Annotated in this window: 16 protein-coding genes; 3 read left to right on the forward strand and 13 right to left on the reverse strand. The window is 73.1% G+C overall.

Features of this window, described 5'->3' with window-relative positions; genetic code table 11:
• Positions 1-128: 128 nt before the first annotated feature.
• The 6 genes from ACFYS8_RS22925 to ACFYS8_RS22950 all read right to left on the reverse strand — a co-directional run bounded on the left by ACFYS8_RS22925 (position 129) and on the right by ACFYS8_RS22950 (position 6,218).
• Complete coding sequence (locus tag ACFYS8_RS22925) at positions 129-1,037, reverse strand: transporter substrate-binding domain-containing protein (protein WP_387643499.1); 909 nt, start codon at positions 1,035-1,037, stop codon at positions 129-131.
• A gap of 244 nt (positions 1,038-1,281) precedes the next feature.
• Positions 1,282-1,857, reverse strand: coding sequence for a hypothetical protein (locus tag ACFYS8_RS22930; protein ID WP_387643501.1), 576 nt, complete (start codon positions 1,855-1,857; stop codon positions 1,282-1,284).
• Between the two features lie 6 nt (positions 1,858-1,863).
• The gene (locus ACFYS8_RS22935; RefSeq protein ID WP_387643503.1) at positions 1,864-2,373 is read right to left on the reverse strand and encodes a hypothetical protein; all 510 of its coding nucleotides are present in this window, start codon (positions 2,371-2,373) and stop codon (positions 1,864-1,866) included.
• Complete coding sequence (locus tag ACFYS8_RS22940) at positions 2,370-4,121, reverse strand: alpha/beta hydrolase (protein WP_387643505.1); 1,752 nt, start codon at positions 4,119-4,121, stop codon at positions 2,370-2,372. The genes ACFYS8_RS22935 and ACFYS8_RS22940 overlap by 4 nt, the downstream gene beginning before the upstream one ends.
• Positions 4,122-4,135: 14 nt before the next feature.
• Entirely contained in the window at positions 4,136-4,465 is a 330-nt protein-coding gene (locus ACFYS8_RS22945) for a type VII secretion target (protein ID WP_387643507.1), read from the reverse strand.
• A 205-nt stretch (positions 4,466-4,670) separates the two neighbouring features.
• Positions 4,671-6,218 carry an MFS transporter gene (locus ACFYS8_RS22950; RefSeq protein WP_387643509.1) on the reverse strand — a complete coding sequence of 516 codons (1,548 nt, stop codon included), beginning with the start codon at positions 6,216-6,218 and terminating at the stop codon, positions 4,671-4,673.
• A gap of 138 nt (positions 6,219-6,356) precedes the next feature.
• Here ACFYS8_RS22950 and ACFYS8_RS22955 point away from each other — a divergent pair, with 138 nt between their 5' ends.
• On the forward strand, positions 6,357-7,031 hold the full coding sequence (locus tag ACFYS8_RS22955; RefSeq protein ID WP_387643511.1) for a TetR/AcrR family transcriptional regulator: 675 nt from the start codon (positions 6,357-6,359) through the stop codon (positions 7,029-7,031).
• Positions 7,032-7,356: 325 nt separating this feature from the next.
• Here the strand turns inward: ACFYS8_RS22955 and ACFYS8_RS22960 are convergent, their stop codons facing one another.
• From ACFYS8_RS22960 to dacB, 4 genes are all read right to left on the reverse strand, one after another.
• On the reverse strand, positions 7,357-8,805 hold the full coding sequence (locus tag ACFYS8_RS22960) for a pyridoxal phosphate-dependent decarboxylase family protein (protein WP_387643513.1): 1,449 nt from the start codon (positions 8,803-8,805) through the stop codon (positions 7,357-7,359).
• Between the two features lie 3 nt (positions 8,806-8,808).
• Positions 8,809-10,140, reverse strand: coding sequence for an MFS transporter (locus tag ACFYS8_RS22965; RefSeq protein ID WP_387643515.1), 1,332 nt, complete (start codon positions 10,138-10,140; stop codon positions 8,809-8,811).
• Positions 10,137-10,736, reverse strand: coding sequence for a TetR/AcrR family transcriptional regulator (locus tag ACFYS8_RS22970; protein WP_387643517.1), 600 nt, complete (start codon positions 10,734-10,736; stop codon positions 10,137-10,139). The genes ACFYS8_RS22965 and ACFYS8_RS22970 overlap by 4 nt, the downstream gene beginning before the upstream one ends.
• A 120-nt stretch (positions 10,737-10,856) precedes the next feature.
• Positions 10,857-12,437 (reverse strand): D-alanyl-D-alanine carboxypeptidase/D-alanyl-D-alanine-endopeptidase, encoded by a 1,581-nt coding sequence (gene dacB / locus ACFYS8_RS22975; protein ID WP_387643519.1) that lies wholly within the window; start codon positions 12,435-12,437, stop codon positions 10,857-10,859.
• A gap of 226 nt (positions 12,438-12,663) precedes the next feature.
• On the opposite strand from dacB, the gene ACFYS8_RS22980 reads away from it, so the two are divergent.
• Entirely contained in the window at positions 12,664-13,236 is a 573-nt protein-coding gene (locus ACFYS8_RS22980; protein ID WP_387643520.1) for a TetR/AcrR family transcriptional regulator, read from the forward strand.
• Between the two features lie 27 nt (positions 13,237-13,263).
• Here ACFYS8_RS22980 and ACFYS8_RS22985 read toward each other — a convergent pair whose 3' ends face one another.
• Both ACFYS8_RS22985 and ACFYS8_RS22990 read right to left on the reverse strand, forming a co-directional pair.
• Positions 13,264-14,667, reverse strand: coding sequence for a DHA2 family efflux MFS transporter permease subunit (locus ACFYS8_RS22985; RefSeq protein WP_387643522.1), 1,404 nt, complete (start codon positions 14,665-14,667; stop codon positions 13,264-13,266).
• Positions 14,664-15,164 carry an FBP domain-containing protein gene (locus ACFYS8_RS22990; protein ID WP_387643524.1) on the reverse strand — a complete coding sequence of 167 codons (501 nt, stop codon included), beginning with the start codon at positions 15,162-15,164 and terminating at the stop codon, positions 14,664-14,666. Before ACFYS8_RS22990 ends, ACFYS8_RS22985 begins: the two co-directional genes overlap by 4 nt.
• Positions 15,165-15,503: 339 nt before the next feature.
• Between ACFYS8_RS22990 and ACFYS8_RS22995 the strand changes: the two genes are divergently transcribed.
• Positions 15,504-15,791 (forward strand): hypothetical protein, encoded by a 288-nt coding sequence (locus ACFYS8_RS22995; protein ID WP_387643526.1) that lies wholly within the window; start codon positions 15,504-15,506, stop codon positions 15,789-15,791.
• Between the two features lie 103 nt (positions 15,792-15,894).
• On the opposite strand, the gene ACFYS8_RS23000 is transcribed toward ACFYS8_RS22995, so the two are convergent.
• Positions 15,895-16,884 carry a 5'-nucleotidase gene (locus ACFYS8_RS23000; RefSeq protein WP_387643528.1) on the reverse strand — a complete coding sequence of 330 codons (990 nt, stop codon included), beginning with the start codon at positions 16,882-16,884 and terminating at the stop codon, positions 15,895-15,897.
• Between the last annotated feature and the right edge of the window lie 86 nt (positions 16,885-16,970).

Below are 16,970 nucleotides of genomic sequence, written 5' to 3' on the forward strand. Positions count from 1 at the left end.
CCTGAGCCGCCCCGCGCCCGCCCGCGCGGCCTGAGCGCCCGCACCCGCCCGCGCGGCCTGAGCCGCCCCGCACTCGCCCGTGCGGCCTGAGCCGCCCCGCGCCCGCCCGCGCGGCCTGAGGCGGGCGGTCAGGACGAGCCGTTGATCACCGAGTTCTGGATCGCCCCGACCGTCAGGTCGTGGTCGGACAGCACCTGGTCGTAGCCGCCCTCGGTGATCAGCCGGTTCATCGCCCGCATCAGCACGTCGCGCAGCGCCGAGTCCTCCTTGCGCACCGCGATGCCGAACGGCCGGGGCTGGATCTGCGGGCCGCCGATCTGGAAGGCGTTGCCGTTGTCCACGGTCTGCGCCGCGTACTGGGCCTTCGGGTAGTCGGTGACGAACGCGTCCGCCGTACCCTTCAGCTTGTCCAGCGCCGCGGTGTCGGTGTCGGTCTGCACCATCTTCAGCGGCTTCCCGTCGTGCTCGCAGACCTTCGCCTGACGCTGCACCAGGTCGTCGTGGGTGGTGCCCTTCTTGACCACGATGGTGCGCCCGCACAGGTGGTCGATGTCGGCGACGTTCTGCGTGGTGCCCTTCTTGACGGCGATGCCGATGCCCGCCATGAAGTAGTCGACGAAGTCGACGCCAGGGCCGGCCTGCTTGCCGTCCTTGTCGAGGCCTTCCTCGCGCTCGCGGGTGTCGGTGATGCCGGACATCGCGATGTCGTACTGGCGCTTCATCAGGCCCGGCAGCACGTTCGAGAACTGTCCGGCATCCTGGAACTCGACCCGGACGCCGAGCAGTTCGCCCAGCTTCTGGGCCAGGTGCGGGTCCAGGCCCTCCGGCTCGTTGCGGTCGTTGCGGTACACCACCGGCGCGGCGGTGAACGAGGCGCCCACCGTCAGCACCCCGGCCTTGCGGATCGACTCCGGCAGCATCGCGTGCAGGTCGTCCTTCTTGCCCTGAGAGCCTACGATGCCGCAGCCGCCCAGCAGCAGCGTTCCACCGATGACGGCGACGAGCGCGGTGCGCCCCCGCCCGGTCGTGTGTGCCATGGTCGTCGTCTCTCCCCGTGGTCAACGGCGGAACACGCGACGGCTTCGGGGCTCCGGACGGCACGGCGGCAGGCGGGCATGCCAATGCCGGGGAAACCCCTCGGCCGGCCGCCGTTCCGGCTAGATCACGGGCGACTATAGCCAGGTCAGGTCGGGTCTCCCTAGGGTGCCCCGGCAAATACCGCCCGGCTCACCCGCTCTGACGTCCGATCAGCACCGGTCCCGCCCGTTTCGTCCCGGCAGGTCAGGACCACCCGGGGTCATCGAAGCGGGGCAGGGTGTCGGGTCCGCCGTCGGCGCCGGTCGGCAGCGGGCTGGGGGCCGGGCCGAACGGCTCGGTGGCGCCCGGGTCGCGGACCCGGGCGGTGGCCGTCACCGTCACGTTGCCGGGGACGCCGATGCTGACCGTCACGCCGGTGCCGTCCGGGGTGCGCGCCCCCGCCTCGAAGGCCGTGTTCTCGGTGACGGTCCAGCCGCGGCCGGTCCAGTACGCCCGGACCTGCTCCAGCAGCCGGGGCCGGTTGGCCTCCGCGACCTTGGTCAGCACGTACCGGCGGAGCGTCAGCTGTGCGGTGCCGTCGTTGTCCCGGCGGGCGTTCTCGTGCGGCACCGAGCGGTAGGCGTCGTCGGCGAACCGCACCGCGGGGGTCAGCGCCGAGGTGGTGCCGTCCACCAGTTCCTGGATCCGGCCCCTGGCCAGGTCGGCGGCCGGCGCCGAGCCGCCCGCCGCCGCGCCGGACGAGCCGCAGCCCGCCAGCACCGGCCCCAGCAGCAGCGCGGCGACGGCGCCCGCCGCCCGTAGTCCCCTCCGGCTACCCATCGGAGGTCACACCGACCAGAACGGGTCGTGCCGGCGCGGCATGGTGTCCATCACGCCGTCCGGCCCGAGCGGGACGGTGCTGTCGCCGCCGAACGGGTACGAGGTGCCGCTCGGCGGCACGCCCTGCACCCGCGCCAGCAGCGTCGCGTTGCCGGGTATGCCGATCCTCAACTCGACCGTCCCGAGCGCCGATTCGGCCCGCAGCAGAGGCAGCACCGGGTCGTTCTCGCCGTCCACCCGCCAGCCGCGGGCCTGCCAGGCCCGGGCCAGCTGGGAGAGCAGTTCCGGATAGCGGTCCGCCGACAGCCGGGTCATCAGGTAGCGCCGCTTCTCCAGGTGCGCGGTGCCGTCCGGCTCCCGGGTGTACGGGTGCTCGTGCTCCACCGCCACGTACGGGCCGTCCGCCCAGTCGGCCGGCGGGTTCAGCGCCGCCGGGGCGGAGTCCAGCAGTTCGTCCACCGCCGCCTTCGCGGCCAGCAGCGCGGCCGACGGGTGGGGTGCCGCGAAGTCGTTCATCGCCGGTCCTGTCCGATCACCCGGTCACCGTGACCGGAGACGATCATGCCCATGTTGCGCAGCGAGTGGCCGTCCCGGCCGTCGCCCTGGTTCCAGTAGTCCGAGTGCGACTGGAAGCCCCGCGGGCCGTCGGCCACGTCGAAGCGGTGCGCGCCGAACTCGGAACTCGCCGGGTCCTGCCCGAACCACAGCTCGTGCGGATCACTGTGCCCTGCGATCTTGTCACCGATGAAGCCGCCGAGCACCGCGCCCGGCGGGCCGCCGAGCAGGCCGCCGATGCCCGCGCCGATGCCGATGCCCTTCGCCTCGGCGTGGCTCGGCAGGTGCGAGACCGGGTCGTGCTCGGCCGCGCCCACCCACACGTGCGAGCCGTCCACGCCCAGCTGGGACGCCTTCTGCGCGCCTGTGCCGGGGGAGCCCACCAGGATGATGTCGTCCGCCGGGATGCCGCCGGGCCGCTGCGCCGCCTGCCCGACCGTGAACGAGCCGTAGCTGTGGCCGAGCGCCGTCAGGTGCGCCGGCTGGCCCTCGTGCGAGGCCCGCAGGCCCTGCAGGAAGCCCTGGTAGGCCTCGCCGCCCTGCTTGGCCCGCGCGTCACCGGCCACCGCCAGCGCGTCCGGGCTGATCCCCTTGGCCTGCGGGGCGTCGTAGCCCAGCCAGGCGATCGAGGCGGTCTTGCGGGTCGGGTCGATGTCGTGCGCGGACTGCCACAGGTCGCGGGCCCGGTTGGCGTCACCGGCGCCCATGTTCTTGACCTCGGTGTTCAGGCCGGGCACGTACGCCACCACGTCGTCCGCGGTGTCCGGGTTGCCGTAGGCGATCGCGGCCCGGCCCTGGCCCTGGTCGCCGATCACCATCAGGTAGGACGGCGGCTGCTTGCCCTGGTCGTCGCGCAGGCGGCCCTGGATCGACCGGAAGCCTTCCAGCTTCTTCTTGTCCCAGTCCGACAGGTTCTGCCGGGACGACAGGTCGTTCACCATCTGGTCGAGGTGGATCCGGTTGGCCTGGTCGCGGGCCGGGGTGGGTATGCCGTCGCGGTTGCCGATCCGGTCCGGGTGCTCCTTGATCAGCCGCTGCTGCTCGTCCGCGGGCAGCCCCTTCCACCAGGAGTTCACCTCGGTCGGCGAGGCGTTCTGGCCCGGCATGCCCGACAGCACCAGGTCCTCGCCGGCGACCGCGCTCAGTACCGCGCTCAGTACCGCGCTGTTCAGCCGCATCGCGGAGCCGAACGGGTCGAGGCCGGCGCCGGTGCGGGCGTCGGTGGTGTACTGGCGCAGCCGCTGCGCCGTCACCTGGTCGGCGTGCGCGGCCTTGTTCAGCGCCTCGCCGATCCGGTCGCGCAGGTCGGTGCCCTGCCGGGTGCGGTCCGGCGCGTCCGGGTCGTGCCGCTCGCCCGGACTGGCCGGGGGCCAGGAGATCCCGCCGTCGTCGGCGACCTCGAAGCCGCCGGCCCGCGCCTCGTCCAGCGCCCGGCGCAGGTCCGCCTGGGCCAGCACGAAGGCCTCCGCGCCCTCCCGCAGGACGGGTGCGATCCGGGCCAACTCCAGGTGTGCGGCGGTCAGTTTGCCGGTGGTCCGGGCGAGCGACTGCCGGGCGTTGTCGGCCGCTTGGCCGGTCCACCCGGAGTCCCGCACCCGGTTGTCCACGCCGGCCCGCCACTGTTCGGTGTCGTCACCGATGGCGTCGGCGAGTGCGGCGTACGCGTCGGCGGCGCCGAACAGCCGCCGCGGGTCCGCGTCGCGGAGCATGGGGACGTCCATGCTCACCGCCCGGCCGAGGTGACGGTGCCGCTCGCGACCTGGTCGGCGTTGCGGTAGTTCGCCGCGGTCTGCCGGAGGTTGCCGCCCTGCTTGTCCATCTCCGCGGACAGCTTGTCCAGCATGCCCTTCCACTCCGCGGTGCAGGCGGTGAGCTCGCTGCCGGTCTGCCAGCCGCGCAGTCCGTCCGCCGCACTGTCCGACGGGCCGAGCACCCGCGTGGTGGCGGCCGGCACCCGCTCGGCGTCCACCGCCGCGGTCTGCCCCGCCGCCTCCAGCACGTCCGGGTCCACCTGGAACCCGCCGCCGCTCCCGCCTGGGCCCACGTCGCGCACGCCATCCCCCAACACCGGTGTCGGTCCGACCGCTTGAGCGGGTCATGCTAGCGAAGTACGGCCGCCGAACCCAGCGCCGTTCATCACATCTCCGCGCGATCCGCGTCCTGTCGCCGGTCACCCTACTTGGTCCCGACTTTGACGTTCCTTTACCGAACAGCACAGCGAACGGGACGTCAACCTCGTGGACACCGAGCGTTGTTGGTCATGCCACGGGTTCCGGCTGGGCGACCGGCGCCGGGGCCGGGTGCCGGACGGCGGAGCGGCGCAGCAGGACGGCGACCAGGACGGCGGTCACGGCCAGCGCTGCGGAGCCGCAGCGCAGGGCGAGATGCAGCGCGTCGACGAACGCGCTGTCGACGGCCGCCTGCACGGGCGCGGGCGTGGGAGCGGCGGCGGGGCCGGTGCCGTGGCCGGTGAGCGCGGAGACCGCGTGCGAGACCCCGTCGGTGGGCAGGTCGAGCCGGTGGAACGAGTCGGTGAGGGCGCCCGTCAGCCGGTTGGTGAGGACGGCGCCGAGGACCGCGATGCCGAGCACGCCGCCGAGTTCGCGCAGCGTGTTGATGGTGGCCGAGGCCATGCCGGTCTGCGCCGGGGCGACCCGCTGCAGCACCGCGATCGACACCGGCGTGAACGTCAGCCCCATGCCGAAGCCGAGCACCACCAGCGTCCACACGTACGACCAGTAGTGCGCGTGCCCGTCGTACAGCGACAGCCCGCCCAGGCCGACCGCGCACAGCGAGATGCCCAGCACCAGCGGCAGGCGCGTCCCGTGACGGGCGGTCAGCCGGCCGGAGAGCGGCGCGGCCAGCATGATCACGGCCGTCATCGGCAGCCCGGCGTACCCGGCGTCGGTGGGGGACCAGCGCATCACGCCCTGGAGCATCAGCGGCAGGAAGAACAGCGCGCCGAACATCCCGAAACTGACCATCAGGCCGCTCAACTGCGCCCCGGCGAGCACCCGGTCGCGGAACAGCCGCAGCTCCAACATCGGCTCCGCCGACCGCAGTTCGACCGCGACGAAGACCGCGAGCAGCACCATCGCGGCCGCCCCGCAGGCCAGCACGACGGGATCGGTCCAGCCCCGGCCGGGGCCCTCGATCAGGCCGTAGACCAGCGCGCCGAGACCGGCCGCCGACAGCGCGAGCCCGGTGAGGTCGATCCGGCGCTCACGCGGCGCGATCACCGGCAGCACCCGGAACGCCAGCACCAGCGCCACCAGCCCGACCGGGACGTTGATCCAGAACACGCTGGCCCAGCCGAACGCGTCCACCATCGGGCCACCGATCACCGGACCGATCGACAGGCCCAGCGCCGAGACCCCCGACCACAGGCCGATCGCCCGGGCCCGCTCCTTCTCGTCGGTGAACACCTGGCCCAGGATCGCCAGACTGCCCGGCGTCAGCAGCGCCGCGCCCACGCCCTGCAGCATCCGGGCGGCGACCAACACCCCGATGTCACCGGCCAGCGCGGCCGCCGCCGACCCGACCGTGAACAGCGCCAGCCCGACCCGGAACACCCTGGTCCGGCCGAACCGGTCGCCGAGCGTGCCGCCGGTGAGCAGCAGCGCCGCGTACACCAGGCTGTAGCCCTCGGCGACCCACTGGAGCCCGCTGATGCCGGTGTCCAGATCCCGGCCGATCCGGGGCAGCGCGATGTTGACGATGACGTTGTCCAGCATCGCCATGAACATCGTGACGCAGAGCGTGGCGAGCGCCTGCCACTTGTGCCGGGTGCCGACCGAACCTTCCACCGAAACCGTCCCCCTTCGGGTGTGCCGAGATAGCCCCTAACGGCGTTAGGGACTGCTGGTGCGCAGCCAGGATGTCTCTAACGGTGTTAGATTGCAAGTGCGATTCAGCGCCCCGGACCGCCCACCCAAGGAACCGCCATGGCCGAGCCCACCCCCGCCCTCACCCGGCAGAACCTGGCCGCCGCCGCCCTGCGCGTCCTCGAACGCGACGGCCTGGCCGGCCTCTCCATGCGCAAGGTCGCCGCCGAGGTCGGCGTCAAAGCCGCCTCGCTGTACTGGCACGTCCGCAACAAGGAAGAACTGCTCGACCTGCTCACCGACGCCCTCCTGGCCGGCGCCGAACTCCCACCCCGGGAAGGCAGTTGGCGCGAACAGTTCCTGGAATACGGCCGCCGCTACCGCGCCCTGCTGCTCGCCAAACGCGACGCCGCCAAGATCCTCTCCGGCCGCCTCACCACCGGCCCGCACACCCTCGCCATCCTGGAGGACCAACTCGACCGCCTCCGCAACGCCGGCTTCAGCGACGCCGACGCCGCAATGGCCTCCTACCTGCTGTCCGCGTACGTCCAGGGCTTCGTCCTCCAGGAACAGTCCCCCCTCTCCGCCGCCGAAGCCGCCGGCGCCGGCCGCGGCGAAGTCGCCCGCGCCGCGGGCGACGCCTTCCGCGCCCTCCCCGCCGAGACCTTCCCCAACCTGGTCGCCCTCGCCGACGACCTCACCAACCCCGACATGGAAACCCGCTTCGAATTCGGCCTCCAGCGCCTCGCGGACGGCCTTGCGGTCCTGCTGCCCCCGGAGAACGCTTTCGCGTAGCGGGCGCGAAGCCAGACAGAGCACAACCAGGGGTGCGAAACCAGGGGCGCGAAAACTGTGCGGGTGCGAAACCAGGGGCGCGGGGAACTGCGCGAAGGGGAACGCGCCCGTCAGCAAGATCGCGACGCAGGGCAATGACTTGCACCTGATCGCGACCTTGCGGACGCGGCTTGCGCTTGTCGCGCAGTTCCGCCCCCTCGCTTCGCTGGGGGTACCCCCAGCGCCCCTGACTTCGCGCCCACCAGCTCGCGCAAGTCTCCCCGCGCCCCTGACTTCGCGCCCACCAGCTCGCGCAAGTCTCCCCGCGCCCCCGGAAGCGCTCTCCCTACAGGTACGGGCTGTACAGCACCGACAGGAACCGCGTCGCCAACTGATCCCGCAGCTCCGGCGGCAGCGCGTCGAGCAGCCGGTTGACCCCGGCCATCCGGGAGGGCGCGAAGCCCGCCGCAGGCAGTAGCTCAGCGAACGTCGCGTCGTCGAGCTCCGCGAGGTCGAACTGCCCGAGCAGCTCCAACAGTTCACTCGGAGGAGCGACGGGCCCCCGCCCCCGAACGACCGCAACCGCCTCGCGGAGCGTCGAAAGCAACTCGTCCACGCCCTGCTCGCTGACCCCGGTGAGGGTGAGGTGCAGGCTGGCGGGCAGTCCGGCCACGCTCAACTGCGGTTGCAGGAAGAAGCCGCGGGCACGCGCCTCGTCGGCCAGCTCCCACAGATCCAGCGCCGCGTCGTCCGGATCCGCCCCGAGCGCGACCAGCGTCGCGTCGGGGGAGCCCAGCACCCGCAGCCCGTCGATCGCGTCGATGCCCGCGATCAGCCGCCGCGTCGCGGCCAGCGCCGCCCGCCCCAACTCCCGGTAACCGTCCGCCCCGAGGGCCTGCAAAGTGGCCCATGCGGCGGCGAGCGGGCCCGCGCCCTTGCTGCTCTGGACCGTCGAGTTGACGACCGGGTAGCCGGGCCACTGCGCGCAGGCGAAGTACGCGGCGAGCCGCATCGGCCGGTCGCGGAACAGCAGGACGGAGGCGCCCTTGGGCGTGTACCCGAATTTGTGCAGGTCGCAGGAGAGCGAGGTCACTCCGGGCACCGACAGGTCGAACTCCGGTACGGGGGCGCCCGCTTCGGCGAGCCAGGGGAGCAGCCAGCCGCCCACGCAGGCGTCCACGTGGCAGGGCAGTCCGCGTTCGGCCGCGTCGGCGGCGATCTCGTGGACGGGGTCGACCACGCCGTGCGCGTACGAGGGCGCGGAGGCCACCACCAGTACGGTGTTCGCCGTGCACGCGTCGGCCATCGCGGCGGGCACCGCCCGGAACGTCGCGGGGTCGACCGGCACGGCCACCACCTTGACCTTCAGGTAGCGTCCGGCCTTGAAGAACGCGGCGTGCGCGGTCGCGGGGACGACGATCTCCGGCTCGGCGATCCCGGGGCGGGAGTCCCTCGCGGCCTTCACGGCGAGCAGAATCGATTCGGTGCCGCCGCTGGTGAAGATCCCGGGCGTGGTGTCGTCCCCGCCGAGCCGGGCGGCGACCGCGCCGACCACCTGGCGTTCCAGCGCGACGATGCTCGGGAACGCCGTCGGGTCCAGGCCGTTGACCTCCAGCATCGCCAGGTACGCGCGTTCGGCGGCCTCCCGGACCTCGGGCCGGCCCGCGTCGTACGTGTACGCGGTGGTGCGCCCGCCCCGGGTGGGCAGGTCTCCGGCGGTCAGTGCGTGCAGCTCGGCCAGCAACTCCTCGGCGGGGCGCCCGGTTTGCGGCAGCCCGGGGTGAACGGTGGTCATGACTCAGCTCCAATGCGGGAGTTGGCGGCGCCGGCCGTACGCGCGCAGGGCGGGCAGCGAGAGCAGCATCAGCGCGGCCGGCACCAGGCTGAAGCCGAGCAGCACCCCGGCCCGGGCGGCGTCGGTCTGCGCCACGGGGTGGTCGGTGGTGGAGGAGACGAATCCGGCGGCGGCCAGCGCCAGCGAGAACAGGCCGGGTCCGGCGGCCAGTCCGGCGGTCTCCCCGGCGGTCCACAGGCCGGTGAACGCCCCCGACTGGAGGCGGCCGGTGCGCGCCGCGTCCGCGTGCACGGTGTCCGGCAGCAGCGACAGCGGCAGCACCTGCAACGCGGCGTACGCGACGCCCAGTAGCGCGCACAGCGCCAGCACCAGCCCGACCCGTCCGCCACCGGCGTGCGCCGCGGGCCAGAGCGCGGCCGAGGTGAGGGCGAACAGTCCGGTCGCGGCGGCCAGGCAGCGCAGCCGTCCCCAGCGGGCGGCGGCCCGGCCCCACAGCGGGACGGCGACGGCGCTCGGCGCGACCAGGCAGACGAACAGCACCGAGGTCAGCCCGTACCCGCCCAGCCAGTAGGTGGCGACGTACGGCGCGGCCGCCAGCATGATCGCCACCGCGGCGGCCTGCACCACGAACGCACCGAGCAGCGCGAAGAACGCCCGGTTGCCGCGCGCGGTGCGCAGCGCCGCCCGCAGCCCGAGCGGCTCCGCCCCCGGCCGGGCGGGCACCCGGCGGGCGCCGAGCGTCGGGATCAGCAGCGTCACCAGCAACAGCGCGGCGACCACCCCCGCCATCACGGCGTAGCCGCCGCGCCCGCCGCCGGCCAGCGACACCACGGCCGGGGCGAGGCCGCCCGCGACCAGGATGCCGACGGTCAGGCAGACGATCCGCCACACCATGATCCGGGTGCGGACGCGCGGCTGATCGGACATCTCGGCGGGCAGTGCCACGTACGGCACCTGGAACAGCGCGAACGCGCTGGAGGCGAGAACGAAGGTACCGGCCACCCAGGCGGCGGCGCCGGAGCCGGTGAGCGGCGAGAGGAACATCGCGGCGAACGCGACCGGCAGGGCGAGCGTGCCGGCCAGCAGGATCCGGGTGCGGCGCCCGGTGCGCAGCGCCTCCCGGTCGCTGGCCGCGCCGACCAGCGGGTTGAACAGCGCGTCCCAGGCCTTCGGCAGCGCGACCACCAGACCGGCCAGGCCGGCCGGGACGCCGAGCGCGTCGGTCATGAAGTAGAGCAGCAGCAGGCCGGGGACGGTGGAGTGGATGCCGGTGCCGATCGAGCCCACCGCGTACCCGGCGAGCTCCCGCCGCGACAGGCCCCGACCGGCCGTCATATCGCACCGTCGAGGCCGAGTTCGCGCAGCACCAGCGCCCGCAGGTGGGTGCGGAAGCGCGGCACCTGCGCGCGGATCATCGAGCGGCAGAAGCCGTGCGTGGTCCACAGCACCGTCCACACCGCGAACTCGACCCGGTCGCGCCCCAACTGTGGCAATGCGGAGGAGAGTTCACCTGCAACCGCCTCCAGCAGCGGCCGGGCGTACCGCTCCTCCAGGTCGGCGAACTCGGCGGCGTCGGCCATCCAGCGGCGCATCCACAGCGCGGGGACGTGCGGCTGCTCCAGGCAGAAGTCCAGGTACCGGTCGGCGAAGCGGGCCGCCGCCCGGGCCGGATCGTCCGGTGCGGCCACCGCGAATTCCGCCAACGCGGCGTCCACGGCGGCCCGTTCGGCCTGGTGGGCCCGCCGCATCACCTCGCGGTACAGGTCGGCCTTGGTGCCCACGTGGTAGGCGACGGTGGCGACGTTCAGCCCGGCCGCGCCGGCGATCGTCCGGGTGGTGGTGCCGTCGTAGCCGTGTTCGGCGAACAGGGCGGTGGCGGCCGTGAGGATCCGTTCCCGGCTCGCCTCGGCGGCCGTCCGGTGCTGGCTCATGGCGGGGAGCGTACGCGCGGCCCGGGTCACCGATCAAGCGCTTGATGGAGAGAATTTTCGGGCGCAGGAAACGGCCGCGGGCCCCGCCGCAGGTGCGACGGGGCCCGTGATGACGAATCGTCAGCAGTGCGCCAGGGTCTCGCAGTCCTCCCAGCGGGTGCCGGTGTACTCGTCACCGGAACCACCGGGCGCGACCAGCTTGTTGGACTTCAGCTGGGCCGTGGCGGCGGGGCCGGCGGCGAGCCGGACGGCGATCGCGTCGATCACCGGGCGCGGGCTGGTGCCGGCGAAGTTGTTGACCAGCACGACGAACGACAGCTTGCGGCCGTCGGGCGCGGTCGCGAAGCCGACCAGGTTGTCGACGCCGCCCATCGAACCGCTCTTGGCGTGCACGTTGTTCTCGGCCTTGGTGCCGCGCATCCGGGCGGCCAGGGTGCCGCCGGTCATCCGCTCCGGGTTGCCCGCCACCGGCAGCGCGTTGTACCAGGCGTCGAACCACGGCTTGGTGTGGGCGACCTTCAGCAGGTCGGCCATCTTCCCGGGGGTGATCAGGTCGTAGCGGGACAGGCCGGAGCCGTCCACCTGTCGGGTGGTCGGGCCGGTCACGCCGTTCGCCTTCAGGAAGGCGTTGACCTGGTTGATGCCGGTCGCCCAGTCACCGCGGCCGCCCTTGACCTTGCCGATCTCCTTGGTCAGGTGCTCGGCGATGCCGTTGTTGCTGATCTTCAGCATCGGGACGATCACCTCGGTGAGGGGCTTCGACTCGTGCGAGGCCATCGGCTCCGAGGTCTCCGAGCCGCTCGCGGTCTGCACCCCGCGCAGCACCTTCACGCCGTGCTTGGCCAGCGCGCCCGCGAACACCTTCCCGGCGTACGTGGTGGGGTCCTCGACCGTCACCCAGGAGGTCACCGGCGCCGCACCGGTCGGGATGCTGCCGGACAACGCCAGCTCGTTGCTGCCCCGGCGCCGCTGCACGCCGACGCTCGACCCGCTGCCCGTCGCGCCGGTGGCGACCGTGCCGGTGAACTTCATCGGCGCCTCGGCCGGGTTCAGCGTCACCTTGGCGTTCTCGCCCGCCGCACCCGGGGTGACGGTGACCTGCACGGTGTCCATCATGTACTCGGCGTCGTTGGCGACGGTCAGCCCGGATATCTGCGGGCTGTACGAGTACGCCTCGTCGTCCCAGGCCCAGCCCGGGCCGAGCGGCGTCGAGTCGTACCGGCTGCCGTCCGCCAGCACCCGGCCGGTGACGGTGGTGACGCCGGACGCCGCGACCTTCGCGGCCAGGTCGTCGAGGTCCTGCACCAGCAGGGTCGGGTCGCCGCCGCCGCGCAGCACCAGGTCGCCGGTCATGGTGTCGCCGTAGATCTTGCCGGTGGAGCGGACCTCGGTGGTGAACCGGTAGTCCGCGCCCAGCAGGTCGAGCGCCGCCGTCGAGGTCACGGTCTTCAGGGTGGACGCCGGGGTGAACAGCGCCTGCGGCTGCCGCGAGTACAGCACCTCGCCGGTGGTGGCGTCCTGCACCACGACGCCGGCCTGCGCGCTCGCCAGCCGGGGGTCGGCGAGCAGGGTGTTCAGGTCGGCGGTCAGCGTGGCGTCGGCCGGCGCCGGGTCGTCGGCCTGCGCCGAGACGGCGAGCAGGGAGGCGGCGAGGACCGCGGCCGCGAGCGGCAGGCTGCGGCGGTACGTGCGTGCGGACACGGGTGGCTCCAGAGTGCGGATCGGCCGGGGTGCGCGCGTCACCAACGCCCCCGTTTGTCCGGGACATTATCATCTGATGGCAAATCAGATGATCTTCCCCCTTGGTTCCTTGGGGTCCCTCCTTCTAGACGCGCCGACCTTCCGAAACGTCGCACCCCAAAAGCCGCCGGATCTGCCCGGATACACTGACGCGGGCTTCGGCAGGTCAACGTTCGGGACGGGAAACATGGGCGCGCACGCTGGACTGACGGTCGAACGGATCACCCGCGCCGCCGCCGAACTCGCCGACCAGGTCGGCATCGACAAGGTCACCGCCTCCGCCCTCGCCCGCGGCTTCGGCGTCAAGGACGCCAGCCTCTACTCGCACGTCAAGAGCCTCCACGAGATCCGCACCCGGGTCGCCCTGCTCGCCACCGAGGAGATCAACGACCGCATCGCGACCGCCGTCGCCGGCCGCTCCGGCGCCGACGCCCTGGCCGCCTTCGCCGACGCCCAGCGGACCTACGCCCAGCAGCACCCCGGCCGCTGGGCCGCCACCCAACTGCGCCTGGACCCGGCCGACTTCGCCGACACCGACGCCCTCGCCCGGTCCGTCGAACTCACCTACGCGATGATGCGCCACTACCGGCTGGACGAACCCGAACTGACCGACGCCGTCCGGCTGCTGCGCTCCACCTTCCACGGCTTCATCGCCATCGAGGCCAACGGCGGCTTCCACCACCCGCGCGGCATCGACGGCTCCTGGCAGCGGATCGTCACCGGCCTGCACCAACTGCTGGAGAACTGGCCCCGGGCCTAGGCTTTCTACCGCGTCGGCAGGGGCTGCTCAGGCCCGCTGCTTCGCCGGCAGGAACGCGGCCGGAACGGCCGTCAGCACCACGAACCCCAGCGCCACCGCGAACACCACGCGGAACGCCCCGACCGTCCCCGCGCCCCCGTGCGAGGCGTGCTGCAGCACCAGCGCCACCACCGCGGTGCCCACCGCCGCGCCCAGCTGCTGCGCGACCGCGTTCGCGGTGGTCGCGGCGGGCACCGAGGCCGGCGGCAGCGAGTGGTAGAGCGTCACCATCACCGGCGACGCTGCCAGCGCCAGACCCACCCCCTGCACGAACAGCGCGCCGAGCAGCAGTGGGCCCGGCTCCGCGCTGCCGGCCCGGGCGAACACCGCCAGGCCCGCGCCCACCAGCGCCAGCCCGGCCAGCACCAGCGCCCGCGGATTGCTCCGGGCGTCGATCACCCGCCCGACCAGCAGCACCGCCACGCCCGCGCCCGCCCCCTGCGCCGCCATCACCAGACCCGCCGCCAACGGGCCGCGCCCGCCCGCCTGTTGGAAGAACAGCGGCACCAGCACCACCGCCCCGTACAGGCCGAAACTGTTCAACAGTGAGACGGTGGTCGACGCGGCGAACGCGCGGTCCCGGAACAGCCCGAAGTCCAGCAGCGCCCGGCCCCGCCGGCGCCGCGCCAGCAGCCCGTGCGCCGCCAGCAGCACCATCGCCACCAGCAGCGGCAGCAGCACCCCGGGGTCGCCCGGCGCCCGGCCCCCGCCCAGCCGGACGCACCCGAGGACGGCCGCCGTCAGCCCGCCGCTCACCGTCACCAGCCCCGCCAGGTCCAACTCGTCCGGATCGCCCTCCCGTTGGTTGCGCATCAGCAGCGGCGACAGCACCACCACCGCCAGGCACACCGGCACGTTCAACAGGAACAGCCACCGCCACGAGTGGCCCTGGACGAGCGCCCCGCCCACCACCGGCCCCGCGACGGGCGCGAGCAGGATCGGCACGGCGATCAACGCCATCGTCCGCCCCATCCGCGCCGGGCCGGCCACCTGCACCACCAGGATCCGCATCAGCGGGAACAGCATCCCCGCGCCCAGCCCCTGCACCACCCGGAACGCCACCAGCGACCCCAGCGACCAGGCCAGCCCGCACAGCACCGACCCCAGCAGGAACACCGCCAGCGACGCCGTCCAGCACGCCACCGCCCCGAACCGCCGCGCCGCCCAGCCCGTCGCCGGGATCACCGCCGACATCGCCAGCAGGTACGCCGTCGCCACCCACTGCACCTGCGCCAGGCCCGCGTCGAAGCGCCGCGCGAACGACTCCAGTGCCACCCCCACCACCGTGGTGTCCAGAAGCGCGACGAACGCCCCCGCCGCCAGCACCAGCGCCGCCCGCACCACCGGCCCGCCGAGCGGCTCCCGGCCCTCGCGGCCTTCCCGGCCCGTCATCGGACGACCCGCCCGAGGAACCCGGCCAGGTTCGCCCGCATCCGGGCCACCCGCGCCTCCGCGTCCAGGCTCTCCGTCATCCGCGCCCCGCCGGCCGCCACCCGCCTGCGCCCCCGCACGTACAGCGGGCACGCCAGGTCGCCGCAGAAGTACTCGCTCGCCGACGCGTACTCCTCCGCCGACCCCCGACCCGCCCGGCGCGCCGTCATCAGCGCCACCCCCGAGGCCGGATGCGCCGTCAGGCAGATCGAACACATCGCCCCACCGCGCCCCGCTGCCGGCCGCTGCGCCAGGCGCAGGGCCACCCCGACCGTCCGCCCCTCGAACTCGGCGACCAAGTACCCCCGCTCGGGTGCCCCTGCCTCCCGCCATCCCAAAAAGTCGAGTCCGGCCCAGTCCAGCTCGCCGAGCCCGCGTGGCAGCCAGGCCCGACTCGCCTCCCCCTTCGTGCAGTTGACGAACGACGCCCGGATCTCCGCGTCGGTCAGTGCCCGCATGTCTTCCCCACCCATCCCTAGGAGTCCTAGTTTTGAGCCAAGGTATCCTAGGCTTGTCGACACGCCAACCGGTTTCCCCTCCGGGTCCGGACCGCGACGTGCGCCAACTCCCGTCCGGAGAAGCGGCCTTGAGGCTGGGGAGCGGGAGCGTCCGAGGCGCCTTCCGGCGGGCCGCGACGGGGGTGGGCGGGCCGGAAACCCCCAGATCGGGCTGCTCGGCCATGGGGAGCAATCGGACTCGTACCGACTGGCAGCCGCGGCCGCTGTCGTTTCTCTTTGAGTGCAGGGAAGCCCACTGCTTCCCGACTCAAGTTCCGTTCTCGGAAGGACTGTTTTCTGATGCGTGCTCTGACTCGTACTGTTGCCGCCCTCGGCCTCGCCGCCCCCGTCCTGCTCGGCTGCGCGGGCCTGGCCTTCGCCGGGGACGGCGGGGGCATCGACGAAATGGGCGACCGGCCCGAGGCGCACTTCGTCGACTTCGACTTCGCCGCCAACGAGGACGTTGCCGCCCTCGCCTTCACCGCCTCGTTCGTCACCCCGGACGGCGTGGAGCACGCCAGCGGCGTTGTCGTCGCGAGCGACGAGGGCGTCTTCGGTGGCGCCACTGACGCGGGCGCGAACTGGTAAGACCGACGCCTGACGCTTGAACGGGAGGAGGGCCGTCCCAGCCCTCCTCCCCGCACCACCTCAGCGCCGGCCACCTCGGCCGGCGCTTTGTCGTGCCCGGTCCTTAACCGACCGCACCGCCGGCGTTCGCCGGCTCGTCCAGCTGCGACGGTTCGTCGGTCCGCGCCGGTTCGTTCATCTGACCGATCGGGATGTGCACGCTCGGCGTGGTGCGCGCGGTGCTGTCGAGGTGGACGCGCTGGTCGTCGAAGAAGATGTGCGGACGCAGCACCTCCATGATCCGGCCCTTGTCGATACCGCCGAGGAAGAACGCGTCGTTGACCCGGACGCCCCAGCGCTTCAGGCTCTTCACGGCCCGCTCGTCGGCGGGGGAGTTGCGGGCGGTGACGATCGAGACGGACACCCGCAGGCGGTAGCGGGGGTCGGTGCGGCGCCGGTCCTCCTCGCGCTGCTGGATCCGGTTGATCCCGGCGAGGAAGTCCTTGAGCGGGCCCGCGTCGTGCGGGACGTCCGCGTGGGCCACCTCGTAGTCGCGGAACTTCTCGATGCCTTCGCGCTGGTAGACCTGCTCCGACTGGTCGGAGGCGAGTACGCCGTCGAAGTCGAACGCGATCCGCAGGTCGGTGTCGTCCTCGTCGTCCTGCCGCATCGGCCCGAGCACCCGCCCGGCCGGCAGCCCGGCCGCCACCGCCTCGCGGACGTCGTCCTCGTCGGCGGACAGGAACAGCGACATGTTGAGCACCGGCATGTAGCTGTACGGGGCGCGGCCCTGCTTGAAGATGGCCCGGGATATCGGCAGTTTATGCGCCCGGATGGACCGCATCACCCGCAGCCCGGTGTCCGGGTCGTTGCGCGACAGCACGATCACCTCGACGAGCGGATCGTCCTCCGGGCCCAGGTTGTTCAGGGACAGCAGTCGCTTGACGAACGGGAAGGCCACCCCGGGCGCCAGGGTGACGTCCAAGTGGCCTTCCTGGTGCGCCCGGTAGGCGTCCTCGCCGTCCTCGCGGAATACCCGGTCCGAGTCCGTCAGATCGAACAGCGCGCTGGAGGCGACGCCGACCACCAGCCGCCCGGCAAGCTCGTACGCCACCCCGACCCCTCCTGCGCACTCCCGCCCGGCACATCCAGGGCCCGGCCCATTGTCGCACTGGTGTTTCAACGATCGCTCGACCCCGA

It is taken from the genome of Kitasatospora sp. NPDC004615 (assembly GCF_042873545.1).
Taxonomy (GTDB): Bacteria; Actinomycetota; Actinomycetes; order Streptomycetales; family Streptomycetaceae; genus Kitasatospora.